This window comes from Geomesophilobacter sediminis (assembly GCF_016458275.1).
Lineage (GTDB): Bacteria > Desulfobacterota > Desulfuromonadia > Geobacterales > Geobacteraceae > Geomesophilobacter > Geomesophilobacter sediminis.
In genome coordinates this window covers 90,055-113,716 of record NZ_JAEMHM010000016.1, presented here as the reverse complement: position 1 = coordinate 113,716, position 23,662 = coordinate 90,055, and the positions used below count along the sequence as shown (strand labels likewise).

Genomic DNA, 23,662 nt, shown 5'->3' with positions numbered 1-23,662 from the left:
CAGGGAAGAGGCCCCCTGATCCCCGGGAAAAGCGCGCCAGAAATGGCGCTCCCACCGGGCTGGCAACCGCCCTGGCAATGACGGACCTGGCATCAAAAGCATTAAAGTGCTGCGCTTGTGCAGCCCATTAATTCGTTGACATCGCCAGGGTATACTGTTACGATTTTTTGTTTTTTGGCCCACGGCCGCCTTCCCGGCGGCTGAAAAGACCAGTTAGGAACGACAGTGAACGACCTATCGTCCATAGAAGCCCCGCTCCCCAAAGGGGTAAACGATTTCCTCCCGGAAACCGCCGACCAGATCACCTACATCGCCTCCCGCATCCACCGCGTGTTTCAGCTGTGGGGCTTCAGGCGCATCATCACCCCCCTTCTTGAATACGAAGACGTCCTCGCGCTGGCCATGGGCGAGGAGCTCCGCAGCAAGACCTTCCGCTTCGAGGACCGCCAGTCCGGCCGACTCCTGGCGATCCCCCCGGACATCACGCCGCAGGTCGCCCGGATCGTCGCGACCCGGATGAAGGGACTCCCGCTCCCCCACCGGATCTATTACAACGGCAAAGTGCTGCGCCAGACCGAAAGCGCCTCCGGCAAAAGCCGCGAGATCTTCCAGTCCGGCGTGGAGCTTTTCGGTCTCGACTCCCCCGAGGCGGACGCCGAGATGGTGGCCATGGCGGTCGAGGTGCTGCAGGAGCTCGGTTTCGAGGGTTTCAAGATCGACCTGGGGCAGGTGGATTTCTACCGCGGCATCCTGGAAGAGGCGGACCTCTCGGCAAACGGCGCCCGGCGCCTGCGCGAGGCGATCGCCAAGAAGGAAGTCTCCGCCCTCTCCGCAATCCTTGAAGGGGAGCGGATTCCGGACCGGGTGAAGGAAGAAATCGCACTCCTGCCCCGGCTCTTCGGCGGCCCCGAGGTACTCACCGCCGCTGCCAAGGTGCAAAGCAGCGACCGCGCCAAGCGGGCCCTGGACAACCTGCGGCAGGTCATCTCCATCCTGGAGATCCACGGCCTTTCCCAGCACCTCACCATCGACCTGGGCGAGATCCGCGGGCTGGACTACCACAGCGGCATCACCTTCGAAGGCTTCGTCCCCGGAGTCGGCGAAGCGGTCTGCAGCGGCGGGCGTTACGACGAACTTACCGCGAACTACGGTTTCCCCTGCCCGGCCACCGGATTTGCCTTCAACATCATGACCCTGCTCGGAGCGCTCTCGCAGCGGCCGGAAGTGCAGGCCAGCCGTAGCCGCGACTTCCTCATCTTCAACCAGAAGGAAGACCGGCGCGAGGCGCTCGAGGTAGCGGCCCAGTTGAGAAAGCTCGGCTACACCTGCGCCCGGGACATCATCAAACGCGATCTCGACAGCTCGCTCGCCTACGCGCGCACCATGAACATCAGGACCATCCTGGTGATCGGCGCCGCCGAATGCGCCGAGGACGAGGCCTACCTGGTCCGGGTGTCGGACCGGGCCGGGCGCGCGATAAAGAAAGAATTACTTCTCGAAAAAGGATTACCCAACTTAGAACCAGAAGGGGAGAATCATGGCTAACGTCGTTGTTATTGGCGCCCAGTGGGGCGACGAAGGAAAGGGAAAAGTCGTCGACATCTATACCGAGTTTGCCGATGACGTGGTGCGCTACCAGGGCGGAAACAACGCCGGGCATACCCTGGTCGTCGGGGACCAGAAGGTGGTCCTGCATCTGATCCCGTCCGGCATTCTCCATGACGGAAAGAGATGCGTCATCGGCAACGGCGTCGTGCTCGACCCGGAAGTGTTCATCCGGGAGATCAACAACCTCAAGGCCAGCGGCCGCCTGCAGGACGACTCGGCGCTGGTCCTTTCCGAGGCGCTGCACCTGATCATGCCGTATCACAAGCGGATCGACATCGCCCGCGAAGCGAAGAGCGGTTCCAAGAAGATCGGGACCACCGGCCGGGGCATCGGGCCGGCCTACGAGGACAAGACCGGGCGCCGCGGCATCCGCCTCATGGACCTCCTCGACGAGAAGGCGTTCACCCGCAAGGTGAAGGACGTCCTGGAAGAGAAGAACCTGCTCCTCACCCAGCTTCTGGGGGAGAAGCCGTTCACCTTCGAGGAGATCTACAACGAGTACATGCCGTACGCCGAGATCCTCCGCAAGTACGCCGCCGACACCTCGCTCCTCCTGCACAAGGAGATCAAGGCCGGCAAGAGCCTGCTCTTCGAAGGCGCGCAGGGGACCCTGCTCGACGTCGACCACGGCACCTATCCCTACGTCACCTCCTCCTCGACCTGCTCCGGCGGCGCCTGCACCGGCTCCGGCGTCAGCCCGCGCGAGATCCACGAGGTGATCGGCATCTCCAAGGCCTACGCCACCCGCGTCGGTAGCGGTCCGTTCCCGACCGAGCTCGAGGACGAAACCGGGGAGCGCCTGCGCCAGGTAGGCGGCGAGTTCGGCGCCACCACCGGACGTCCGCGCCGCACCGGCTGGTGGGATGCGCTGGTTGCCCGCTACGCGGTCCGGGTGAACGGTCTTTCCGGTATCGCTCTCACCAAGCTCGACGTCCTCTCCGGCCTGGAGACCGTGAAGGTCTGCACCGGCTACACCTACAACGGCCAGGTGCTGGACGAGGTTCCGGCGAGCCTTGAGATCATGGAGCAGTGCCGCCCGATCTACGAAGAGATCCCCGGCTGGACCGAGGACATCACCAAGGCCCGCACGATGGCGGAACTGCCGGAAAACGCCCGCAAGTACGTGGCCCGCATCGAGGAACTCGCCGGCACCGAAGTGGTGATGGTCTCCGTCGGCCCGCGTCGCGACGAAACCATCCTGCTGCGGAACCCGTTCGGGAAGTAGGGAAGGTTTCTTCCGGTCGCTAATGAAAAAAATCGGCCGGCAGGAAACAAAACTGTTGACCGGCTGAAATAGATTTGTTATAAAGCTGTTCTTGCCTGCCGGAGCAGCTATGAGCCGCTAGCTCAGTTGGTAGAGCACCTGACTTTTAATCAGGTGGTCGTTGGTTCGATCCCAACGCGGCTCACCATTTACGTCCCCTTCGTCTAGCCCGGCCCAGGACACCGCCCTTTCACGGCGGCGACGCCGGTTCAAATCCGGCAGGGGACGCCAATTTCAAATAAGGGGACAGACCCTCCAAAAGAGACTGTCCCCCTTCCATGTGAGCCGCTAGCTCAGTTGGTAGAGCACCTGACTTTTAATCAGGTGGTCGTTGGTTCGATCCCAACGCGGCTCACCACTTTACCAACGCCCGATCGACGATCGGTTCCCACTTCAAAGGCCCTTCCAGTCCACACTGGAAGGGCCTTTTTCTTTACCGAGGCCCAGCCCCGACTGCTTCACTCAACAACCAATGCCGCCCGACCGGATCCCGCCTCAGTCCGCCTTTGCCTGAGCCCCCGGCATAAGCCGGGCAATCCGCTTCTCGGCAAGCGCCACGTAGTCCGGATTGATCTCGATCCCGGTGAAGCACCTGCCATGGTTCAGCGCGACCACCGCCGTCGTTCCTGCCCCGAAAAAGGGATCGAGGACCAAGCCACCCTCGGGGCAGCCGGCCAGCAGGCACGGCTCGATCAGCCGCTCCGGAAAGACCGCGAAGTGCGCTTCCCGGAACTTGGACAACGGCACGCTCCAGACCGAACGCTTGTTGCGCCCCTTGGGATGAAACGCCTGTGCCCAGCGCCCGTCATGGAGATTGGCGCTCCCCCCGTTTTTCCCCTTTTCCGGCGTACCGCCGTTGCGCCCGAAATGGTTCCTCCCCCCCCGCATCTGCGACCGATCGGAGAACGTCACGTGCTCCTCCCGGATGGCGTCCTGGTCGTAATGGTAGGAGGTGCGGCTCTTGGTGAAAAAGAAGAGGTATTCGTGATCCACGGTCAGGCGGTTTTTCACCGAGTGCGGCATTGCGTTCGGCTTGTGCCAGATGATGTCGTTGCGCAGCACCCACCCCTGGTCCCCCAGCGCCAGCGCCACCCGCCAGGGAAGCCCCAGCAGCCGCCCCTCCTGGTACTTGTCACCGAGGTTCAACCACAGGCTCCCCTCAGGCTTGAGCACCCGGTTGCATTCCCGGAAAACCTCGGCGAGGCTGGCGACGTACGCTGCGGCACTCGCCTCGCAGCCGATCTGTCCCGCCGCCCCGTAATCGCGCTGGGCGAAGTACGGGGGGCTCGAGATGACGCAATCGAAAGCCGCATCGGGAAACTGCCGCAGGACGTGGCGGGCATCGCCATTGATAATCAGGTTTTCCAGTTCAGCTTTTTCCACTGCGGCTCCGCCAATAGGTAAGTTGGTGGATACTACCAGAAAACCGTGCCCCAAAACAGTGAAACGCGCTTCCGATCCCGGAGGCGCGCTTCAAATACCTACCCGACTGGCTTGCTCTTACGCCTGCTCCGTCCCGTCCCGCTCCACCTCATCCATCCGGTCCAGCACTTTTTCCGGCGCAACATCCTTGGCCAGTTCCTCCAGTTCGGGGTTCTCGGCGTCCTCGATCCCCATCTGCCGGGCAATCTGCGTGATCAGGGAAATCATCCGGGTCACTTCGTGTTCGGCGAGGAGACTGATATGGAGGTCCAGGTCGGAACGCTTGTCCGCCAGCGCCTGCATCCGGTTCTGGCTGATCAGGACGAAGGTGGAGAGAAAGATCGCTTCCACCGACGCCACCATGGCCAACACCACAAAGGTAGGATCGAAAGCCGGTACTCCCGGAACCCACTTCAGGTTCACCACGATCCAGAGCCCGAAAATGACCAGGTGCAGGTAAACGAAGAGCATGCTGCCGGTGAACCGGGTGATCGCATCGGCTACCTTGTCCTGGGTCTTTTTGGCCTTCTCTTCCGTCTGACGGCGAGCGAGCAGGGCGGCGATGTTCCGGTCCACGATCGCGGCCATCCCTTCGTCTTCTTCCCTGGGCGGGTTTTCGTAGGATATCTCCATCTGCGCCCTCGGATTCATACGTCCGTTGCAACGCGCAAGCCCCCGCTACTGCTAAAGAGCCGCCGTCAATCCCTGTCGGCGGGCCAGATCCCCAGGCAATAGGGACACTCTTCCACATCGGAAGGAATGGTGTCGCGCAGCACCTGGTTTTCGTAGGTTTCGCTGCAGCGCCAGACCGGCGGATACTGGTGAATCGTCCCGTCCTTGATGAAATAGAGCATGGCGTTCTCCTGATCGCATTCGGCGTTCGACGTGGGGAAAAGCTCCAGAGGTCGCGGCGTTAGCCGGGGACAAAAGCGCATACTAGAGTAACAGGTATCGGCAGGGTGACAAATCGCAGCGGTGGGGTTGGCGATGAACGCCAATGAGAAAAGCGATCGGCGGTCAGGTAGCCGGGGGGAAAGAAATCGCGGAAACCGGACAGGCGGCGCGGCATTTCCGGCACAAAGCGCACCGGTCCGCCCGGATCAGGTGGGCATGCTTTCGAAAGCCGGAGGTTTCCAGGGTCAGCAGATGTTCGCAACAGACAGCGACGCAGCGCCCACAACCGGTGCAGCGGGCAGTGTCGATGATGGGATGACTTTTTTGTCTTAGCTTGTTCACCAAAGGTTTCCTTTAACGGTCAGACAGGGGCAGGGATGATGCCTGATTGCTTCCACCGCAGGGGCGCCGCAGCCCTTCCTCATACTTTTCGACAGCTCATACTCTCACAACGCCGGTCTCCCGCACAAGCATCAATCGGCAATGGTCTTGGCACCGCGCGGCAATGATCATCCGAGCCACCATGACTGGCCGTACCGCTTGGTTGCGCCCGTTCTGCAATCCGTCTTGCATCGGCCCGGGTTCCCGAATACAATGTGCCGCATCTTTTCTTTTGGCATGGCACCACATTCATAGGGAGGACATTTTCCATGAAGAAAATCGGCGTAGTGCTTTCCGGCTGCGGAGTCAAAGACGGCAGCGAAATCCACGAGGCGGTAGTCACCCTCCTGTCCATCGCGCGCAACGGCGCCAAGGCGGTCTGCATGGCCCCCGACGTTGAACTTGCCGAAGTGAACCACCTCACCGGCCAGGAGACCGGAGCCAAGCGCAACGTTCTGGTCGAATCGGCGCGCATCGCCCGGGGCGACATCAGCAACATCAGCGCAATCAGCGCCAAGGACATCGACGCGCTGGTCCTGCCCGGCGGCTTCGGCGCGGCCAAAAACCTCTGTGACTTTGCCGTGAACGGCCCGAACGGAAAGGTGGTCCCCGAGGTGCAGCGCCTGGTCCGGGAAATGGCCCAGGCCAGCAAACCGATCTGCGCCATCTGCATCGCGCCCGCCGTCCTGGCGTTGGCCCTGGGTAAGGAACTGGCCCCGGAGATCACCATCGGCACCGACCAGGGAACGGCCCAGGCAATCAACGCCACCGGTTCCAAGCACGTGGAGTGCGCGGTCAGCGACTTCGTGATCGACAAGAAACACAAGGTCGTCACCACCCCGGCGTACATGCTTGCCGAAAACATCGCCGAAGCCGCAGAAGGGATCGAGAAAGCGATCAAGGCGACCCTGGACCTCATCTGAGCCTGCCGGGACGCCAGGCGCACCGGCCGGTTTTTCGTTGATAAGGGAATGGGTATGCATTAAGATACCCGCCATCTTGTTATTACCGGGAGGGACGCTTCGCATGAAAAGAATCATTACCTGCGCCGCCGGCTTGTTGCTGGCGGCGACGCTTTTTGCCGGTCCGGCCTCGGCTGCTGAATTGCGCGGGAGACTCGCCGCCACCGCCAGGGTGGGGGTCGTCAATCCTACCGACAACGAAAGGTCCGGCGGGGCCTACAACATCGTCGTCCCCACCGATGCCGGGCTTTTGATCGGCGGCGGCATCCTGTACGGCATCGACGACAACGTGGCCTTGGAGATCAACATCGATCGTTCGGTGGTCTCCACCCCCGGCAACCCCAACGGATGGGGCGACGTGGAAATGAAGGACCTCTCCATCGGGATGCAGTACCGTCTCCCCGAACGCTCCCGGCTGGTCCCCTACGCGGGAGGGGGGATCGACGTGCTGATCAACGGCGCCAGCGACAGCAATGTGAGCGCCATCGACACCGTCTTCGGCGCCCACATCAAGGGAGGGCTCGACTACTTCGTCACCCGGGAGTTGGCCATCAACGCCGAACTGAAGGGGGTCGAGGCCATTTCGGCCGACGTGAAGGACAACGCCGGGCACAAGATCGGATCGTTCGACCCGACCAGCCTCAACTTCACCGTCGGGGTCCGGTTCTTCTTCAACTAGAACCGAAAGGACATGAGAAAAGGGGACCGGCACTACGGGTGCCGGTCCCTTTTTTTTGACTGCAATCGCACCGTACCTGTGGGAGCGCCTTTCCAGCCGCGAACCGCCGAAGGCGGTGACCGCGTTGCGGGAAATCGCCTGCAAAGGCTTATCCCACGGCGCCAGTCATCCCCCTATTCCAAATCCAGCCCGAACGCCTTCCGATACTCCCGCACCAGCCGCCCCTCGTCCGGCCCCTCGATGAAGCTCCACGGCAGCAGCTCATCCAGCCCAATATCGCGATACACGTAGGCATCGCAGTCAATGCCGAGCTCCTTCACCGCGGCGGGCCAGCTCCCGCGGGCGTCCGCCGCAATCAGCAGTTCGCACAGGCGCCGGTCGCCCCGGGACAAAAGCGCCTGACGGTAGGACTCGCGCGGGCTTTCCATCTGCATCTTCAGGTTGGGGAGCTTGCCGAATGCCTTTTGCAGGAACTTCACCTTCTGCTCGATGCTCTTCATGTTTTCCATGGCGCACCACTGAAACGGCGTGAAGGGCTTGGGGATGAAGGGATTCACCGACAGGAGCACCTCACCTACCCGCTTGTTGGCCTTGGCGGCGGCCAACACCCGTTCCCGGATCCGCGTCACCAGTTCCACCAACTCCTGCAGGTCGTCCTCGGTTTCCGTAGGAAGCCCGATGATGAAGTAGAGCTTCAGGTTGAGCAGGTCGTGCCCGATCAGCGTGTCGCAGGCGTTCAGGATCTGTTCCTCGTTGATCCCCTTGTGGATCAGGTCGCGCAGCCGCTGCGAGCCACCTTCCGGCGCAAGGGCGACCGTTTTCTGGCCGCTCGCTTTCAGTGCCGCGATCATCGCGGGGTCGACGCGGTCGATCCGGAACGAGGAGACGGAAACTTTCCCGCCCGCGGCCATGATCTCATTGCAGATCGCACCGATGGCCGGATAGTCGGAGACCGCCGCGGCCACCAGTCCCAGCTTGCGCCCTTCAGCCGCACCTTTGAGAACCTCCGCCTTGATCACCTCCGCCGACCGGGTGCGGTAGGGGTGGTAGATGAACCCGGCGGCGCAGAACCGGCAGCCGCGCGGGCAGCCGCGGGAAAGCTCCACCAGGTGCATGTCGGCAAATTCGGTGTGGGGGGTGTGGATTTCGGTGACGGTAGGACGGGCATCGAGGTCGGGATCCCAGACCCGCTGGACCCGCGCCGGCGCCCCGGAGAGGGGACGGAAAGAGACGAGGCGGATGCCGTCGTACTCGGGGAGGTAGAGCGATGGCACGTAGATGCCGGGGAGCCCGGCGCAGCTTGTCAAAAGCTCATCCCGCTCGGCGTCGCTTTCCAGCAGGAGATCGAGCAGCGCCGGAAGGGCGGATTCCGCTTCCCCGACCAGGACCGCATCGAGCAGCGGCGCCACCGGCTCGGGGTTGAGAAAGAGCGCCGCGCCGCCCGCCAGCACCAGCGGCTGCCGGTGATCCCGCTCCGAGGCCGACGCCAGGATGCCGGAAAGCCGGAAGATGGCGGGAATATTGAGGTAGTCGCTTTCGAAGGAGACGGAGAAGGCGAGCACATCGAAGGAGGAAAGGGGCCGCTGGGATTCCAGGGAGACGAGCGTGCTGCGGGTCCGTTCCATTTCGGCCAGGTCGTCGCGTTCCGGCAGGAAGGCCCGTTCGCAGACGATGCCGGGGTGCGCGTTCATCATGGCGTGCACCGCCTGGAACCCCAGGTTGCTCATCCCGGCGTGGTAACGGTTGGGATAGATCAGGCAGCAGCTGAGGCGACCGCCCCGGCTGCGGGTCTCCGCCCCGTCCTCCGCGGCCAGCAGCGAGCGTCTTTTATCTATGATCTTGCGCGACATCCGGTGAGAGTATCACGCCCGGGGGTGCCGCCGGAAGGGGAAATTAACCGTCAAAAAGTCATTTTTAACTGGATACGCCACGACTTTGCTTATTAAGGCACGAGGGGATCACGGATGAGAAGGCCGTTCCTGCAGAGAAAATAATTCCTTATGCCGGCGCCGCTCCCGTTTCCCTCACAGCTTGAGCCCGATGAGGGGCCAGACGAAGACCACCGAGGCCATGAACAAAAGCCAGGAGACGCTCATCACCACGATCCCGGAAACGATGATGTCCTTGCTTTTCAGGTAGCCGGAGGCGTAGGCGATGGCGGTCGCGGGGGTCCCCATCGGGAGGCAGTAGGCAAGCCCCGCCGGAAGGGCGATGGCAAGGGTCATCACCTTCGGGTCCATCCCGGTGGTCTTGCAAAGCCCCATGCCGACCGGCATCAGGATGGCGACCACCGCCGCGTGGCTGATGCACTCGGTCAGAACGATCGCTACCAGCGAGATCACCGCCACGATCGCCAGGGGAGCATGCGAGAACGTCCCCAGCCCCTGTTTCACCACCCATACCGCGGCGCCGGTCTTCTCCAGGGCGGAGGCAAGGGCGATGGTCCCACCGTACATGAGGATGACGCCCCAGTTCACGTACTCCTCGATCTTCTGCCAGGAAACCACCTTGAAGGTGAAAAGGACCGCCGCCCCCAGGATGGCGATGGCGGCAAGCCCGGTTTTTTCCCCGGCAAAGATCCAGCCGGCCACGGTGCCGACCATCACCAGCGCGGTCAGCATCTCGTCGTACCCCATCTTCCCCGTCTCCAGGCGCTTCCGGTTCAAAAAGACCCGCCCCGGCGCCACGTCCGCCAGGTCGGGAGGAAAGAAGCGGATCAGGATGATAAAGGCGATCACCAGCAGCGGAACGACGATCAGGCAGGCGGCCGCGGTCCATTCCAGGAACGTGAAGTGCAGGCCGGTCGCCTCCTTCAGAAGGCCCGCGGCGAGCGGCGCCCGGGCACCGCCCAGAAAGGTCGCGATCCCCCCGATGATGCACCCCCAGGCGAGCGCCATGAACAGGAGCCGGCCGTAGCTGCTCTTCCCCTTCTCCAGGTTCAGGGCGGTGACGATCTCGGAAACCACCGGAAAGAGCATCGCGGCGACCGCGTGCTCGCTCATGACAAACGACAAAAGCGCCGACAGGAGGAAAACCGTGACGGCAAGGCTGGTGGGGGTCTTGCCGAACCTGGCGAGCATGGCGCGGGCGAGCCGGGCCGAGATGCCGGTCCCGGTCATCGCCGCCGCCAGGATGAAGGCGCCGAGGATGAAGAAGACCGCCTCGTTGCCGAACATCGAATAGGTCTTCTTCGCGTCCATGATGCCGAGCAGCGGCAGCATTACCATGGAAAGGAGCGCGGTCACCGCGATCGGGAGCAGCCCAGAGATCCAGAAGAAGACCGTCCCACCGAAAAGCACCAGCGACCGGTAGGCATCCGGGGCCAGCCCCGCCGGAGGATCGAGGTGGAGCAGTACCGCGAGGACCACCACGACCGCCGCCATCACCTGGTAACGCGCGGTCCGGTCCAGGATGATGAGCCACATCGGGCGGTTGTCGATCTTCAACGGCTTGTCGAAAAGCTGGTTTTCCTGCATTTGCTGGTCGTCCCCTGGCGTGTGCATCGGTTACAGTCCGGACGAGGCGAAGGATTCCTCGACCTCTTTTACCCTGAGGACCCGGCGCAGGTCCGAAGTCGCCAGCAGACGCCGCTCCTCGATTTTGTCGATGAAGCCGCGCAGCACTCCGGGAGCCGCGGCCGGAACCAGGGGCGAGGTGGCGTAGATCAGCGGCAGCAGCGGCTTGATCGCCACCTTGTGGGCGCGCCAGCCGTGCTGCAGATGGGAATAGATCCGGTGCAGCTCTTCTTTGGCAAGGTGGGTGGCCCGGCTGGAAAGGACCACCAGGGGCACCACCTCCACCGCGAGGAGGGCGTCGATCTTCTCCAAAAGAGCTGAGGCGGGCTCTTCTCCCGCGACCAGGCTCGAGACGACGGCCCAGCGGGGAAAGACGGTACGAGCGTCCTCAAGGGCCCGAAACAGCTCCGGGCGAGGGACAGTTCCCGAGCCGGGAAGGGGGAAATCGAGGAGATCGACACCGGCGGCGTAGGCACGCTCGATGACCTGGGTGGGTGCCGCGAACTCGAGCCGCCCCATGAGATGGGCGTTGAAATTCTTCTTGATGGTGCGGGCCATCGCCTCCCCCTTCGGGAAAGCGTCACGGGCCCCGAAGGTGAGGTGAAACAGGGAGGCGTTGCTTTGGAAGTGGCTTTCGTAGAGGGTTTCCAGGGTCTCCCGCTCGGGGAGGTCGGCGCCGACGAAGAAGATGTTCAGCTCGCGGCGCAGTTCTTCCGGCGAACGGGCGGAGAATTCCCGCGCGGCAAGCTGCACCAATTTCTCCCCGTCGATCCTCATACACCCTCCCTGCTCCTGCGCCAAACCATGCGTGCTGACCGAAAATTTCCGAGCTACCGCGGCACGAGCGACGTTGTGTCGCGAGCCCCGAGTTGGATTCAGGCCACCAATGCGCCGACATCGGCGCGACTTACCCTACCGACTCGATAGTTTTTAGGAAGATAAACAAATAAATCATTTCAGTCAAGAAAAATAGTTTTTTATTCCCACACTCCAATGGTGTACTTTAACCAGACCCCCTTCAGGTCGGGCCACGCCAGGCCGACTCGCAAAAACGTCCGTTTTGCCGCTGGAAAATTAATTGAGGAGCTTGACACGATCTTCCAATGAGATGATAATGGCTTACATGAAAGTAGTATTCAATTTCAAGGAGGTTCACCCCAATGAAAAAAACTGCCCTAGCGTTCGCCGCTATTCTCAGCCTGACCAGCGCACTCCCCGCCTTCGCCGATATGACCAACAACCAGAAAGACGAGTGCCTGCTTGCCTCGATGAACTGCCCCGAAGCGGTGATGGATATCCAGACCCAGATCAACCGTCTCACCGCCGAAGTCAAAAAAGGTGGCCGGGTGTACACCCCGGAAGAGGTCGCCATCCTGGAGAACAAGCTGGAACAGGCCAAAGCCATGCTCACCACCCTGGAAGACGAATGACCTGACCGGCGGTGCCAGCCGGAAACAAAAAGAGCGGGCTGCGGCCCGCTCTTTTTTTGCTCCGTTTTCTTTATCTCCCGATCAGAACTTCGCAACCACCCCGATCCCCGGGCCGGCCCCGGCGAGGTCGAAATGTCCGCGTTCATTCAGGCACGGCGAATGCGCCGGCTCCCCTTTCAGGAAAAAGGTGGTGTCCAGGTCCATGAAGTCGAAGCAGCCGAGTCCGGCGGCAAAATGGGCCGAAGCGGTAATGGAAAGAGAACTTTCCATCATCGCCCCGAGCATCAGCCGGATCCCGTTCGCCGCGGCCAGCCGCGCGATCTCCACCCCCTCGATGAACCCGCTTTTCATGGTCTTGATGTTGATCGCGCTGACCGCCTGGCTTTCGATGGCGCGCTTCGCGTCATCGAGGCTGCCGACGCTCTCGTCGGCACAAACCAGGATCCCGCTCCCGGCCAGCTTCGCGGTGATCTGCGCCAGCCCCTGCCAGTCCGTTCTGGGCACCGGCTGCTCCAGGAGCGCGGGGCGGATCTGGTATTTTTCGAGCCGGGCGAGGAAGGCGAGCATCCGGTCGGCGGTGAACCCCATGTTGGCATCCAGGATCAGCTCGCTCCCCGGTGCGGCCTGCCAGACCGCCAGGATCCGCATCAGGTCCAGATCCTCGTCCTTGCCGATCTTGATCTTGAACTTGCGGAAGCCGCGGGCGGCGAACTGCTTTGCCCCGCTTCGCGCCTCGTCGAGGGTCCCGATCACGATGGTGATGTCGGTGTCAAAGCTCAACTGCGGCTGCCGGCCGGTCGCCGGGGCGAAAAGCTGGTACAGCGGGACCTCTTGCTTCCGGGCGAAGAGGTCCAGCACCGCCATTTCCAGCGCCGCCAGTCCGGCGTGGTTTCCGGCAAAGGCGTGTGCGAACCCCTTGCAGACCTCCTTGGGATTGTCGACCCAGCTGCCGCGTAGCGCGTGGGCCGCGATCTGCAGGTTGGCCAGGGTCCCCTCCACCGTTTCCCCGGTGATGTGGGTGGCAACGGCGGCCTCGCCGTAACCGCAGATCCCGTCGCCGGAACGAAGGCAGAGAAAGACGTTGGCCAGCTCATCGTGCTGCCCGGTGGCGATCCGGAACGGTGAGGCCAGCGGAGCGCGGACGATCGAAGCCACGGCGTCTTCAATCACAAAGGGTTTTCCTTCCATACGATCTCCTGGCAATTCGATTTTCGCCCCGGCTGCTGGCGGGTCCCTGCGATCGCCCAAATGTAACAAAGGCCAACGCCTATCTTCAAGGGAAACCAGCGGGAGGATGCCAATTTCATTATAAATATCGACCGAAAGGAGATTTACTAAAGCCCGAAGTGAGCCCGTTGCCGGGCCCGGAGGCGGATGGAAGGAGGGACGGGTAGTTAAAGGAACGACGTTCAGGCGACAGCGACAGCTCTTCCGATCTTTTGTGCGGAAGATCAGCGCTGGGGGAGCGCCTTTCCCGGCACGACCGGTTGTAGATCAATCGCGTCGGGAAAGGCGCTCCCACAATCAAGACGGTAGGATGGGCACCCCGTGCTCCCGGGCCCAAGGCCACCCAATGGGGACTGGCACCTTGCGGAGCCAGTCCCCTCTATGTTCACGTCCTCACGTTCAGGAATTGAACCGGTAGCCGGCTCCCCAGATCGTTTCTATGTAAACCGGCGCCGCCGGGTCGGCCTCGATTTTCTTGCGGATCTTCTGCACGTGCACCGCGACCGTGGCGGTGTCACCGAAGTACCCGTTGCCCCAGACCGCATCGAGGAGCCGGTCCTTGGTAAAGACGACGTTGGGATGGGTGGCCAGGAAAACCAGCAGGTCGTATTCCTTGGCGGTGAGCATCACTTCCCGGCCGTTCACCGTCACCTGCCGGGAGGCGGTGTTGATCTCCAGCCCCCGGTGCAGGATGACGCCCTGCCCCTCGGCGTCGCCGCGCAGCCTCTGGTAGCGCTTCAGGTGGGACTTGATGCGCGCCACGAACTCGGCCGGGCTGAAGGGCTTGGTCAGGTAGTCGTCGGCGCCGAGGTCGAGCCCGCGGATCTTGTCGATGTCCTCGGTTTTCGCCGAAACGACCACCACCGGGATCTCGTGGTCCCGGCGGATCGCCCGGAGGATCTCGAAACCGTCGGTCCGCGGCAGCATGAGGTCCACCACGACGATGTCGAAGCGCCCCGAGACCGCCTTGGCGAGCCCCGCGGTGCCGTCGGTCTCGATCTCCACGTGGTAGCCGTTGAGTTGGAGGTAGTCGCGCTCCAGCTCGGCGATATTGAGGTCATCCTCGATGATCAGGACCCGGATCATGGCTCACCCACCGGCTCGGCGTATTCGGGAAGGAGCAGGGTAAAGCAGGCGCCCGCCCCTTCCCCGCTGGCGACCGACACCTCGCCGCCATGGGCCTGCAGCAGCTCGCGGGTGATGGCAAGTCCGAGCCCGGTGCTCTCGAGATCCTTGGTCCGCTCCGCATCGACCCGGTAGAAACGCTCGAAGATGTGCGGCAGCTTGTCCTCAGGGATGCCGGGTCCGTTGTCCTCGATATCTATAGCAATCCAGGCGCCGCGCCGGTAGAGACGCACCTGGAGGGAGAGCTCGCGGCTCCGCCCGTGCGCCTTGGCGTTGGCGACGATGTTGTTGATGGCCTGGTAGAGACGCTTGCCGTCGAGCAAAACCTGCGGCTGGTCGGGCAACAGATCGGCATAGCGGAAGCCGATCCCCCTCCCCTCCATTTCGATCTGGTACTCCTCCATCACGTCGCGCAGGTAGTTGCGGATCGGCATCGGCTGGAAACGGAAATCGAGCTTTTGCATGTCGAGCTTGGAAAAGAGAAACAGGTCGTCGATCAGGCGGTTGAGATACCCCGCGTTGTTGTGGATGACCTTGAGGTATTTCTCCTGCCGGTCGGCGGCAAGCTCCGGCTGGTCCAAAAGGGCCTCGATGTGCCCCTGGATCGCGGTGATCGGGGTCTTCAGGTCGTGGGAGATGTTGGCGACGAGGTTTTTCCGGTTCTCTTCGTATTCCGCCTTCACCCGCTCCCCTTCCCTGAGCTGCAGCGCCATCTCGTTGAAGGCGGCGATCAGCATGCCGAGGTCGTTGGGAATCCGGCACTCCAGGTTGATGTCGTAATTGCCGCGGGCCACCTGGTCCACCCCCTGGCGCAACTGTTCGATCGGGATCATGATCCGCTGCTCCAGCCTCAGCAGGAAAACGAACTGGAAGATCTCCTTGATCGCGATCAGCACGGCGAAGAAGATGCCGAACGCCTTGAACCCGGCCCAGCTGAAGAGAAGGTAGAGCATGGTCAGGTTGAAAAGGAGGATGACCGGGCGGGCGTAGCGGAAGAAGCGATGGTACTGCTGGAACTCGTGGTGATGGGCGTGGAAGTGCTCGTGGATCCGCCGCATGCGAGCCTGCAGCTCTTCGCAGCGCTGGGTGGCGCAGGGATTGAAACGGGCGTCGTGGCCGTGCATGGTGAAGCTCCGCGGGTGGCGCTTAGGTTTTACCTGTCGGTAGTGGGGACGCACGGCCAAGCAGCGCGTGCGTCCCCGGTTTCGGTTACCAGGCAAACTGCACGTCGGCAGTTGCCGTCATGGTGTGGGGCTGCTCGTTTCGGTCCACCACCCGGCCGTCCAGGTGGAGCGAGATCTTCTCGATCTCCCGGGCACCATTCAGGGTGAGCAGCAGCAGGCCGTTGAGCGACTCGACGGTGTGCGGCCCGTCCGGGAGCTCACAGTGGCCGTGGCAGCCGCCGCGGTGGTTCAGCCGCTCTTTCAGGTGCGCCTGCACCTCCTCGGGGACCTCGGAGAGGTTCAGCGACAGGAGCACCGCGCCCCCCTCCTTTTCCTCCGCCTTCACCGCGCTGAACAGGCCGAAGACCATGGAGAGCCGGGTGAAGAACCCCTTGACGCAGTTCCCGCCTTCGGTGCCGTGCCGGTGGTGGAAGAAGCGGCGCAGGTGGCTGCCGCAGCACGGACCGGAACCGGAAAACTCGGTGGAGCTCTCCCGCTTGCCCCGTTTGCCCTCCAGGTTCACCTCGCAGGTCACGTTGGTGGTGGCGACGTCCCCTTGTTTGGAGAACTCGTTGCGCAGGGTGAAGACCTCCTCTTCGTCCTTCTGGGCGAAGGCGTTGATCACGCCGGTGATCTTCTCCTTGTTTCTGAGCACTCGGGCCACATCGAATAGAAGTTTTGCTTTGTTCATGGATTGCCTCCTTGGGTTTAAGATGAGGCTACCCTACCGGACAGTTCTAAAGTGCCCTTAAACAAAGCATAAAATTTCCATAAAAAGTGATTTCGATCTTCCCACCGCCTCGTTGACAAGGTGGACGCCGGTAGGAGCGACATTCCGGTCGCGATCAAGGCTCCGTGAACAAGCAAGGTAGCTGCCGAGCCTTTGGGGGCGCATTTCGAGGCGATTGATCACAACCGTTGTTGCCGCCTGCGACGGTTCGCGCCGGGAAAGGCGCTCCCACAGTAAAACTTCACCGCCCGCTCTTCGCCGCATCCCTCCCGTTTTCCCGGCACAGCTCTCCCAGGCGAAAAAACGCCTTCAAAAGCGCTGCCGCGTCCTTGTCATTGGCGACATTGACCACGGTGGAGCGGACCTTGATCTCCTGGACATCATCCCGGTAGGTAAAGGGCGTACCGAAGTAAAGCAGGACAAAGGCAGTGTAGTCGTGTCCGGTTCTGGATTCGGCAGGGTTCAAGCCGGAAAAATCGAGTCCGGTGAAGCTAAGCGTGTAGGGGGTGCCGACCGGGTAGGTCCCGGAGACAACATAATCCAGACGGCAGTTTTGGAAGCGCAAATACGGATAGGTGTCGTTGCGGACCGGTGACTTGCTGCAGTTCATGATGCGTTCGATGGCAGCTACGGTTTCCGGGTAGGATCCGGTGTTCTCGGCCCGCGCCAGGGGCACGGCCGACAAAGACAGCAGGGAAACCAGGGAAAGAGCGATAGTGCGTCGCAACATGAACGGCAGCCTCCTTCAACGGTTGATTTGGAAACGAACTACCTCAAAGAGGCGACGTTGGCGTACTCCCGGCAGGAGAAGTATTCCAGGACTTCGATCGCTTCCTGGTCCCCCTGAGCGGCGGCCTTCTCGTACCATTCCCGGGCCTTGTCGCAATCAAGGGCGACGCCAAGGCCGTTCTCGTACATGAAACCCATGTTGAAGATGGCGTCCAGGTTCCCCTGCTTGGCCGCCCTCAGGTACCACTGGACCGAGAGCTCGTAATCCGCCTTGACGCCGTCCCCGTCGAAGTAAAAGGAGCCCAGGCAGAGCTGCGCTTCGGCGTACCCCTGTTCCGCGGCCTTTTGCACCCACTTCACCGCGAGTACCGGGTCCGCGGGGGTCCCCTTGCCATCGTGGATCAGGAGTCCCACCGCGTATTGCGCCTCGAGGCTTCCCTGTTCCGCGCACTCCTGGTACAGCGACAGGGCCAGCCCGTAGTTCCCCTTGTCATAGGCGGCCCGCGCCGCCTCGATGCCGGCGCCAAACGCAGGAGAAACAGCTACAAGGGAAATCATCAGAAGCAACCACGGAAAGCGCCCGTATTTCATAGTTGGAACAATCCTTTCTGGCTAGAAAAGCTGCCCGAGCTCCCCTCCCCTTCAAGGGAAAGACCGGGTGAGGATGGGGTTAAACGGCCCTCGCTTACGCCGCCTTCCTTGGCAACAGCACCCTGGTGAGCTTTTCCTTGTAAACGGCCACTCCGACAAACAAGAGAAACGCCGCACTGTTGGCGGCAAAGAGCAGCAACGGGGACCGGAAGGGCCAGTAGCGGCTCAGGAAAAACAGCCCGAGGGCGAACCCGACATACCCGAGGATCTTCGTGGTCTCATACTCCACGTAGAAGTGCTTCTGTCCCCAAAAGTAAGAGAGGAGCATCATCAGGAAGTAGCAGATGAAGGTGGCCCAGGCCGCCCCGGCATAGCCCAGGATCGGGATGAGCACGAAGTTGGCGGCGATGGTCACCGTGGCCCCGAAAAAGGTGAGATACGCCCCGTACCTGGTCTTGTTGTTGAGCTTGTACCAGATGGAGAGGTTGAAGATGATCCCCAGGCAGAGGTTGGCCAACAGCAGGATGGGCACGATACCGAGCCCGGAATAGTACTTTCTCCCGACGAAATGCTTGATGATGTCGATGTAGAGCGTCGCCCCGAGGAAGATCATCAGACCGAAGACGATGAAGTAGGTCATCACCTGGCTGTAGATGTGCCGGGAATCGTGTTCCCGCGCCTGCGCGAAGAAAAACGGTTCCGCCGCGTACCGGAAGGTCTGGATGAAAAGGGTCATCAGGATGGAGATCTTGTAATTGGCGCCGTAGATCCCCATCTGCGCCATCACGTAGGCGCCGGCGTCGGCGATGCCGTGCGGCACCACGAGAAGGTACCGGAGCAGGATCCGGTCCAGGGTCTCGTTGACCATCCCGGCGAGCCCGGCCAAAAGCAGCGGCAGGGTGTACCAGGTCATCTCCTTGAGCAGTTTGCGGTCGAACGCCGGCCGCACCGCGCAGAGCTCCCGGTGCAGGATGACCAGCGTGGCGGCGCTCGCGATCATGTTGGAGAGAAAGACGTAGCCGACCCGGCCGGTGGAGTGGTAGAGAGCGTCCGGCAGCTGCACCCCGTGTCTGACCAGGTAGGGGCAGAAGATCAGGAAGAAGAAGTTGCAAAGGACGTTGATGCCGATGTTGACGAGCTTGATGGTCGAGAAGCGGAGCGCCTGGTGCTGCTGTCTGAGCCGCGCGAACGGAATGGCGGTGATCGCGTCCAGGGCGAGGATCAGGACGAAATAGACGATGTACTCGGCGTGGTCGCCGTAATGGAGTTTGCCGGAAAAGTAGGAGGCGCTGAGGATCCCGCCGGCGGCGAAGATGAGGTTCACCGTGACGACCGGCCAAAGCGACGTGGCATAGACGCTTTCCTTGTCATGGTCGCTCTCGGAGAAACGGAAGAAGGTGGTCTCCATCCCGAAGGTGAGCAGGATCATGAGGAAACTCGCGTAGGCGTAGAGCTCGGTGACGATGCCGTATTCCTGGGGGAGAAAGATGCGGGTGTAGAGCGGGACCAGGAAGTAGTTGATCAGTCTTCCGACGATGCTGCTCAGGCCGTAGGTCGCCGTCTGGCGGGCGAGTTTTTTCAGGGAACTCATAGGTAGGGGTGAGTGCCGATGCAGCCTCGTTCTTTTAGAGAGACCGTGGGCTGCCCTTTAGGTGACGTTCAAGGTACCTTCCTGTTTTAGCATAATCCGGGCGTTTAAAGCACTAACAACTTAGCAAGCCCCCGCCCGGCCTTTGCATGCTCCTGCAGGAGCGCCATTTCTGGCGCGAACCGCCGGAGGCGGGGACTCCGGCGCACAAAGAAACAGGCGGTCCCGTAGCAAGACCGCCTGTCCCTTTGCATGGTCCCGTTTCAGCCAACTACCTTACTCCGGCAGCAATATCGTCGACCCGGTCGTCTTCCTCGCTTCCAGATCCCGGTGCGCCTGCGCCGCATCCTTCAGATCGAACCGCTGCTGCACCTCGATCCGGACGTTCCCGGTGGTCACCGCGTTGAAAAGCTCATCCGCCATCGCCCTGAGGTCGTCGGCCTTCTCGGTGTAGGTCATCATGGTCGGACGGGTGATGTAAAGCGAGCCGAGCTGCGACAGGATCGACAGATCGAACGGCGGCACCGGCCCGGAGGCGTTGCCGAAGGAAACCATGAGCCCGTAAGGGCGCAGGCATTTGAGCGACGACTCGAAGGTATCCTTCCCCACCGAATCGTAGACCACCGGCACCCCCTCGCCGTTGGTCAGCTCGCGCACCCGCTCCACCACGTTCTCGTTACGGTAGTTGATGCAGTGGTCGGCGCCGAACTTAAGCGCCAACTGGCACTTCTCCTGGGACCCGGCGGTGCCGATCACCCGGGCGCCGAGCGCTTTCAGCCACTGGCAGGCGATCAGCCCCACCCCGCCGGCTGCGGCATGGAACAGGACCGTGTCCCCCGCCTCGACCCGGTAGGTCTGGCGGATCAGGTACTGGACGGTCAGCCCCTTGAGCATCATCCCCGCCGCCTGCTCGAACCCGATGTTGTCTGGAAGCAGGCAGAGCCGGTCCGCCGGTATGACCCGCGCCTGGCAATAGGCGCCCAACTTCCCGGCATAGGCGACCCGGTCCCCCGGCTTCAGCGCCGTCACCCCGGCACCGACCGCCTCGACGACCCCGGCCCCCTCGTTGCCGGCGACCGCCGGGAGTTTCACCTGGTAAAGGCCGCTGCGCTGATAGATATCGACGAAGTTGACCCCCACCGCCCGGTGGCGAATCCGCACCTCCCCGGGACCGGGTTCGGGAACCTCGACATCCATGTAACGGAGGACCTCGGGCCCTCCGAACTCACTGAAACATACCGCTTTGCTCATCTCGTGCCTCCTGTGCCGCAAGCTATGAAGCTGATCTGAAACTGTCTCAGTACGTAGATTCAATGATGAGTTTACTCAATCAGAATAGCACCAGCGATGATCGAAGCTCCATACTAAAAAACAAGCCCCGACATAACAATCGCGGCAGGGCTTTGCAGTCCGCTCAACGGTCCCTATTCCTTGAGCTGGTGCGCCTCGGTGAAGTAGTGCCGGTAGCCCTGGAGGAGGATGAGAAAGGAGGTGATGGCAACCGCACCGGTGATGGCGCACATGATGGCAATCTGGTAGCGGACCGCAACCCCCGGCTCGGTGCCGGAGAGGATCTGGCCGGTCATCATCCCGGGGAGCGCCACGATCCCGGTTGCCGCCATGGTGTTCATGGTGGGGATGAGGGAAGCCTTGTAGGCGTTGCGCACCGCGGGCTCGGCGGCCTGCCGGGCGTTGGCGCCCAGGCAGAGGGCGGTTTCGATCTCCTCGCGGCGGTCGTGCATCTCCGAGGAGAGCCGCTCCGCGGCAAGGGTGGCGCCGTTCATGGCGTTGCCGATGATCATTCCCGCGAGCGGGATCAGGTAGCGCGGATCGAACCAAGGGGTGTAGCCGACCACCAGCAGACAAAAGTAGAAGGTCACCGCGCCGCAGCCGATGACGATCGAACTCCCGACCACCCGGTAAAAGTGCGGCATCCGCCGTTTGATGCGGGTTCCCGCGATCTGGAGCGAAAACCCGGTCATGGCCAGGAGCATCAAAAGGACCGGAAGGGGCGAGCGGACGGCGAAAACCAGGTGCAGCAGGTATCCCACCGCCAGAAGCTGCAAGACCATGCGGAGCGAGTCCCACAAAAGTTTGCCTTCCTGCCCGATCTTGCGCAGCCGGGACAACCCGGCGGCGAGAAGGATCAGCCCGTAGGCGAAGCCCAACTGGGCGAGGTCCATCGGAACCACGTGGTTACTTTCCATCGGTCGACTCCTTTTCCCAGGCCGGCTCGGCCAGAAACTGCCGGAACGCCTCGGTCTGCGGCCGGGCGAGCAGCTCCGCCGCGCCCCCCTCCTCGACCACCCTTCCCTTTTCCAGGTAGATCAGGTGGTCGGCGGTGTGCTGGGCCAGGCGCAGGTCGTGGGTCACCATCACGATGGCGAGCTGTTCCGAGCGGCAGACGTCATGCAGGGTGGCGGCGAGATGATCGGCAGTGGGGCGGTCCAGGGCGCTGGTCGGCTCGTCCAGAAGGAGCACCTCCGGGCGGCCGATCAGGGCGCGCGCCAGGTTCACCCGCTGCTGTTCGCCGCCGGAGAGGGAGCGCGCCTCGCGGTCCAGAAAATCGGGAGAGAGCCGGGCCAGGGCGACCGCACGCCGGACCTCGTCGGAATCGGCGGACGGAGGCGCCGCATTGCGATAACGAAAAGGAAGCTGCAGGTTGTCCAGGACGCTTCCCGGGAACATGAACGGCTTCTGCAGCACCATCGCGACCCGGCGGCGCAGCTCCAGCGGGTCCAGCGTGCCGGTTTCCGTATCGTCCAGGTAGATCCGGCCCGAACTCGGCTCGTCGAGACGGTTGAGGAGACGGATCAGCGTGCTCTTGCCGCTGCCGGACGGGCCGATGATGGTGGTGGTCTCCCCCCGCCCCGCAGCGAAGGAGACGTCATCGACGATGACGACGGAACCGCCGGGGACACCACGTACCACGCCGACATTTTCGACGCGGATTTTTACCGCTTGATTATCTTTGCCATCCCCCATCAGCGTCACGACTCCCTCCGGCTGCCCGAAATGCCCAGATATATACCCCACTGTGGGCAGGGTTATCCACTGCTAAATCAGCCGGGGATCGACTCTCCCCTGCAGGAGCGACGTTCCTGTCGCGAATCAGCAAGTTAGCTGCCTACCCGGTGGGAGCGCCTTTCCAGGCGCGAATGCCGGCACCATTATCACCGCCTCCGGCGGTTCGCGCCAGGATGGCGCTTCAACAGGGTCTCGCCTCCAGCGTCTAGGTCCGGTCTTTGTGTTTTCTTGACCCGCATCAAACTCTCACTCCGGTGCCGGGGGTACCATCGAACCATCTCAAACGACTACCTCAGGTAGCCCAGATAGGAGGGTAAGATGGCACGGCTGATTGACGAACTGAAGCGGGACCACGCTGAAATGGAACAGATGCTGCGCAAGGTACGGGAGTCGGGGGTGGGAACCCGGGAGGGGCACAAGATCCTCCAGGCGGCGCAGGCCAGCCTGCTCGCCCATTTGCGTAAGGAGGATCTCCAGCTCTACCCCGCGCTCAAGACGGCGGCGGCAACCGATCAGCAACTCAGGATGACCCTCGATCTCCTGGCCAAGGACATGGACCAGATCACCAGGAAGGCGACCGAGTTCTTCCAAAAGTACGCCGCACCCGACGCCAAGGGGGATCTCGTTTTCGCGCAGGACCTGGGGCGGCTTCTCGCCATCCTCACCCAGCGGATGCGCAACGAGGAGATGAAACTCTACAGCGAGTTCGAAAAGCGCAACCTCGGCGGCCGCGCCTGATCCGCCCCGTCGGCCGGCGACGAAAAAAGGGGACCGCCCGGTGGCGGCCCCCTTTTTTGCCTGAATCCTGCAGCGGCAAGCTCCCTGTCAGCGGCGGCTGAACCTCGCCACCCCATCCACCAGCTCCCGTTTTTGCTCCTCGGAGAGCCGGGCCTGCGGATGCGCCAGCCGATACATGAGCGGCGGCATCTCCCCTTCGGTCACCTCCTCCCGGATCTCCTCGGGACGTTCTCCCTTGCGCGCCCCATTGCGCCAATCGGAAAAATTCAGTTTTCGTCGCCCCTCATCCACGTCGTGTTGGACCAGCCACGATATCGGAGCGACCTGCGAATACCAGGGCCAGACCGTTTCGTTGCTGTGGCAGCCGAAGCAGGCGCGCATGGCAAGCTCGCGGGTCGCCGGACGGTCCCAGGCAGGCTCGCGCAGCACCGGCGGGTTGATGTGATTTCGGCCGTACGGCACGGCCTGGATGAGCACCAGAATGACGATGATCGCGGTCACTATCTTCCCTAATGGAATCCTTCGCTTCGTCATGTAACGCATCCCCTTTCTCATTGGTTTCAATCGCTCCTGATGATACCAGTCGAAA

At 62.2% G+C, this 23,662-nt stretch carries 24 protein-coding genes and 3 tRNA genes; 9 read left to right on the top strand and 18 right to left on the bottom strand.

All coding sequences use genetic code 11. The annotated features are described in order from the left end of the window. The first annotated feature begins 225 nt into the window (after positions 1–225). The 5 genes from JFN93_RS18595 (at position 226) to JFN93_RS18575 (ending at position 3,230) form a co-directional block, all read left to right on the top strand. Positions 226–1,545, top strand: a complete 1,320-nt coding sequence (locus JFN93_RS18595) for an ATP phosphoribosyltransferase regulatory subunit (RefSeq protein WP_199385630.1) — start codon at positions 226–228, stop codon at positions 1,543–1,545. Further along, on the top strand, positions 1,538–2,833 hold the full coding sequence (locus JFN93_RS18590; RefSeq protein ID WP_199385629.1) for an adenylosuccinate synthase: 1,296 nt from the start codon (positions 1,538–1,540) through the stop codon (positions 2,831–2,833). The genes JFN93_RS18595 and JFN93_RS18590 overlap by 8 nt, the downstream gene beginning before the upstream one ends. Positions 2,834–2,944: 111 nt before the next feature. Further along, a tRNA-Lys gene (locus JFN93_RS18585) sits at positions 2,945–3,020 on the top strand. Between the two features lie 5 nt (positions 3,021–3,025). Next, a tRNA-Glu gene (locus JFN93_RS18580) sits at positions 3,026–3,103 on the top strand. A 51-nt stretch (positions 3,104–3,154) separates the two neighbouring features. Further along, positions 3,155–3,230: transfer RNA gene (locus JFN93_RS18575), tRNA-Lys, on the top strand. A gap of 137 nt (positions 3,231–3,367) precedes the next feature. Here the strand turns inward: JFN93_RS18575 and JFN93_RS18570 are convergent. The 4 genes from JFN93_RS18570 to JFN93_RS18555 all read right to left on the bottom strand — a co-directional run bounded on the left by JFN93_RS18570 (position 3,368) and on the right by JFN93_RS18555 (position 5,530). Next, on the bottom strand, positions 3,368–4,255 hold the full coding sequence (locus JFN93_RS18570) for a DNA-methyltransferase (RefSeq protein WP_199385628.1): 888 nt from the start codon (positions 4,253–4,255) through the stop codon (positions 3,368–3,370). Positions 4,256–4,372: 117 nt separating this feature from the next. Further along, complete coding sequence (locus JFN93_RS18565) at positions 4,373–4,927, bottom strand: DUF1003 domain-containing protein (protein WP_199385627.1); 555 nt, start codon at positions 4,925–4,927, stop codon at positions 4,373–4,375. 65 nt (positions 4,928–4,992) lie between these two features. Further along, a complete protein-coding gene (locus tag JFN93_RS18560; protein WP_199385626.1) occupies positions 4,993–5,148 on the bottom strand; it encodes a hypothetical protein in 156 nt (51 codons plus the stop codon). A gap of 163 nt (positions 5,149–5,311) precedes the next feature. Further along, the gene (locus JFN93_RS18555) at positions 5,312–5,530 is read right to left on the bottom strand and encodes a 4Fe-4S dicluster domain-containing protein (protein ID WP_328754305.1); all 219 of its coding nucleotides are present in this window, start codon (positions 5,528–5,530) and stop codon (positions 5,312–5,314) included. 308 nt (positions 5,531–5,838) lie between these two features. Here JFN93_RS18555 and elbB point away from each other — a divergent pair, with 308 nt between their 5' ends. Both elbB and JFN93_RS18545 read left to right on the top strand, forming a co-directional pair. After that, the gene (gene elbB / locus JFN93_RS18550) at positions 5,839–6,492 is read left to right on the top strand and encodes an isoprenoid biosynthesis glyoxalase ElbB (RefSeq protein WP_199385624.1); all 654 of its coding nucleotides are present in this window, start codon (positions 5,839–5,841) and stop codon (positions 6,490–6,492) included. Positions 6,493–6,595: 103 nt separating this feature from the next. Beyond that, positions 6,596–7,210 carry a porin family protein gene (locus JFN93_RS18545; protein WP_199385623.1) on the top strand — a complete coding sequence of 205 codons (615 nt, stop codon included), beginning with the start codon at positions 6,596–6,598 and terminating at the stop codon, positions 7,208–7,210. Positions 7,211–7,383: 173 nt separating this feature from the next. Here the strand turns inward: JFN93_RS18545 and JFN93_RS18540 are convergent, their stop codons facing one another. From JFN93_RS18540 to JFN93_RS18530, 3 genes are all read right to left on the bottom strand, one after another. Continuing rightward, on the bottom strand, positions 7,384–9,060 hold the full coding sequence (locus tag JFN93_RS18540; RefSeq protein WP_199385622.1) for a radical SAM protein: 1,677 nt from the start codon (positions 9,058–9,060) through the stop codon (positions 7,384–7,386). Between the two features lie 174 nt (positions 9,061–9,234). Next, a complete protein-coding gene (locus tag JFN93_RS18535; protein WP_199385621.1) occupies positions 9,235–10,686 on the bottom strand; it encodes an SLC13 family permease in 1,452 nt (483 codons plus the stop codon). 30 nt (positions 10,687–10,716) lie between these two features. Continuing rightward, positions 10,717–11,502 carry a hypothetical protein gene (locus tag JFN93_RS18530; RefSeq protein WP_199385620.1) on the bottom strand — a complete coding sequence of 262 codons (786 nt, stop codon included), beginning with the start codon at positions 11,500–11,502 and terminating at the stop codon, positions 10,717–10,719. A 383-nt stretch (positions 11,503–11,885) separates the two neighbouring features. Between JFN93_RS18530 and JFN93_RS18525 the strand changes: the two genes are divergently transcribed. Further along, the gene (locus JFN93_RS18525) at positions 11,886–12,155 is read left to right on the top strand and encodes a hypothetical protein (protein WP_199385619.1); all 270 of its coding nucleotides are present in this window, start codon (positions 11,886–11,888) and stop codon (positions 12,153–12,155) included. Positions 12,156–12,236: 81 nt separating this feature from the next. Here the strand turns inward: JFN93_RS18525 and JFN93_RS18520 are convergent, their stop codons facing one another. From JFN93_RS18520 to JFN93_RS18475, 10 genes are all read right to left on the bottom strand, one after another. Further along, a complete protein-coding gene (locus JFN93_RS18520) occupies positions 12,237–13,343 on the bottom strand; it encodes a dipeptide epimerase (protein ID WP_199385618.1) in 1,107 nt (368 codons plus the stop codon). Positions 13,344–13,781: 438 nt separating this feature from the next. Then, a complete protein-coding gene (locus JFN93_RS18515; RefSeq protein ID WP_199385617.1) occupies positions 13,782–14,468 on the bottom strand; it encodes a response regulator transcription factor in 687 nt (228 codons plus the stop codon). Then, positions 14,465–15,631, bottom strand: coding sequence for a sensor histidine kinase (locus tag JFN93_RS18510; RefSeq protein WP_199385616.1), 1,167 nt, complete (start codon positions 15,629–15,631; stop codon positions 14,465–14,467). The genes JFN93_RS18515 and JFN93_RS18510 overlap by 4 nt, the downstream gene beginning before the upstream one ends. A gap of 85 nt (positions 15,632–15,716) precedes the next feature. Then, entirely contained in the window at positions 15,717–16,361 is a 645-nt protein-coding gene (locus JFN93_RS18505) for a hypothetical protein (protein ID WP_199385615.1), read from the bottom strand. Between the two features lie 280 nt (positions 16,362–16,641). Then, positions 16,642–17,130 carry a hypothetical protein gene (locus JFN93_RS18500; protein ID WP_199385614.1) on the bottom strand — a complete coding sequence of 163 codons (489 nt, stop codon included), beginning with the start codon at positions 17,128–17,130 and terminating at the stop codon, positions 16,642–16,644. A 38-nt stretch (positions 17,131–17,168) separates the two neighbouring features. Further along, positions 17,169–17,687 carry a tetratricopeptide repeat protein gene (locus tag JFN93_RS18495; RefSeq protein ID WP_199385613.1) on the bottom strand — a complete coding sequence of 173 codons (519 nt, stop codon included), beginning with the start codon at positions 17,685–17,687 and terminating at the stop codon, positions 17,169–17,171. 127 nt (positions 17,688–17,814) lie between these two features. Then, a complete protein-coding gene (locus tag JFN93_RS18490) occupies positions 17,815–19,311 on the bottom strand; it encodes an oligosaccharide flippase family protein (RefSeq protein ID WP_199385612.1) in 1,497 nt (498 codons plus the stop codon). Between the two features lie 273 nt (positions 19,312–19,584). Then, positions 19,585–20,559 carry a quinone oxidoreductase family protein gene (locus JFN93_RS18485; RefSeq protein WP_199385611.1) on the bottom strand — a complete coding sequence of 325 codons (975 nt, stop codon included), beginning with the start codon at positions 20,557–20,559 and terminating at the stop codon, positions 19,585–19,587. A gap of 173 nt (positions 20,560–20,732) precedes the next feature. Continuing rightward, entirely contained in the window at positions 20,733–21,515 is a 783-nt protein-coding gene (locus JFN93_RS18480; RefSeq protein WP_199385610.1) for an ABC transporter permease, read from the bottom strand. Then, a complete protein-coding gene (locus JFN93_RS18475; RefSeq protein ID WP_199385649.1) occupies positions 21,505–22,293 on the bottom strand; it encodes an ABC transporter ATP-binding protein in 789 nt (262 codons plus the stop codon). The genes JFN93_RS18480 and JFN93_RS18475 overlap by 11 nt, the downstream gene beginning before the upstream one ends. A 360-nt stretch (positions 22,294–22,653) precedes the next feature. Between JFN93_RS18475 and JFN93_RS18470 the strand changes: the two genes are divergently transcribed. Further along, complete coding sequence (locus JFN93_RS18470) at positions 22,654–23,073, top strand: hemerythrin domain-containing protein (RefSeq protein WP_199385609.1); 420 nt, start codon at positions 22,654–22,656, stop codon at positions 23,071–23,073. Between the two features lie 87 nt (positions 23,074–23,160). Here the strand turns inward: JFN93_RS18470 and JFN93_RS18465 are convergent, their stop codons facing one another. Beyond that, complete coding sequence (locus tag JFN93_RS18465; protein WP_236021807.1) at positions 23,161–23,607, bottom strand: heme-binding domain-containing protein; 447 nt, start codon at positions 23,605–23,607, stop codon at positions 23,161–23,163. Positions 23,608–23,662: the final 55 nt, after the last annotated feature.

Bases quoted from the DNA above. Each gene is read 5' to 3' on its own strand.
- JFN93_RS18475 (WP_199385649.1), bottom strand. From the start codon at position 22,293: ATGGGGGATGGCAAAGATAATCAAGCGGTAAAAATCCGCGTCGAAAAT.
- JFN93_RS18540 (WP_199385622.1), bottom strand. From the start codon at position 9,060: ATGTCGCGCAAGATCATAGATAAAAGACGCTCGCTGCTGGCCGCGGAG.
- JFN93_RS18495 (WP_199385613.1), bottom strand. From the start codon at position 17,687: ATGATTTCCCTTGTAGCTGTTTCTCCTGCGTTTGGCGCCGGCATCGAG.
- JFN93_RS18485 (WP_199385611.1), bottom strand. From the start codon at position 20,559: ATGAGCAAAGCGGTATGTTTCAGTGAGTTCGGAGGGCCCGAGGTCCTC.
- JFN93_RS18465 (WP_236021807.1), bottom strand. From the start codon at position 23,607: ATGACGAAGCGAAGGATTCCATTAGGGAAGATAGTGACCGCGATCATC.
- JFN93_RS18560 (WP_199385626.1), bottom strand. From the start codon at position 5,148: ATGCTCTATTTCATCAAGGACGGGACGATTCACCAGTATCCGCCGGTC.
- JFN93_RS18490 (WP_199385612.1), bottom strand. From the start codon at position 19,311: ATGAGTTCCCTGAAAAAACTCGCCCGCCAGACGGCGACCTACGGCCTG.
- JFN93_RS18470 (WP_199385609.1), top strand. From the start codon at position 22,654: ATGGCACGGCTGATTGACGAACTGAAGCGGGACCACGCTGAAATGGAA.
- JFN93_RS18510 (WP_199385616.1), bottom strand. From the start codon at position 15,631: ATGCACGGCCACGACGCCCGTTTCAATCCCTGCGCCACCCAGCGCTGC.
- JFN93_RS18500 (WP_199385614.1), bottom strand. From the start codon at position 17,130: ATGTTGCGACGCACTATCGCTCTTTCCCTGGTTTCCCTGCTGTCTTTG.
- JFN93_RS18530 (WP_199385620.1), bottom strand. From the start codon at position 11,502: ATGAGGATCGACGGGGAGAAATTGGTGCAGCTTGCCGCGCGGGAATTC.
- JFN93_RS18565 (WP_199385627.1), bottom strand. From the start codon at position 4,927: ATGGAGATATCCTACGAAAACCCGCCCAGGGAAGAAGACGAAGGGATG.
- elbB (WP_199385624.1), top strand. From the start codon at position 5,839: ATGAAGAAAATCGGCGTAGTGCTTTCCGGCTGCGGAGTCAAAGACGGC.
- JFN93_RS18515 (WP_199385617.1), bottom strand. From the start codon at position 14,468: ATGATCCGGGTCCTGATCATCGAGGATGACCTCAATATCGCCGAGCTG.
- JFN93_RS18525 (WP_199385619.1), top strand. From the start codon at position 11,886: ATGAAAAAAACTGCCCTAGCGTTCGCCGCTATTCTCAGCCTGACCAGC.
- JFN93_RS18545 (WP_199385623.1), top strand. From the start codon at position 6,596: ATGAAAAGAATCATTACCTGCGCCGCCGGCTTGTTGCTGGCGGCGACG.
- JFN93_RS18480 (WP_199385610.1), bottom strand. From the start codon at position 21,515: ATGGAAAGTAACCACGTGGTTCCGATGGACCTCGCCCAGTTGGGCTTC.
- JFN93_RS18520 (WP_199385618.1), bottom strand. From the start codon at position 13,343: ATGGAAGGAAAACCCTTTGTGATTGAAGACGCCGTGGCTTCGATCGTC.
- JFN93_RS18590 (WP_199385629.1), top strand. From the start codon at position 1,538: ATGGCTAACGTCGTTGTTATTGGCGCCCAGTGGGGCGACGAAGGAAAG.
- JFN93_RS18535 (WP_199385621.1), bottom strand. From the start codon at position 10,686: ATGCAGGAAAACCAGCTTTTCGACAAGCCGTTGAAGATCGACAACCGC.
- JFN93_RS18505 (WP_199385615.1), bottom strand. From the start codon at position 16,361: ATGAACAAAGCAAAACTTCTATTCGATGTGGCCCGAGTGCTCAGAAAC.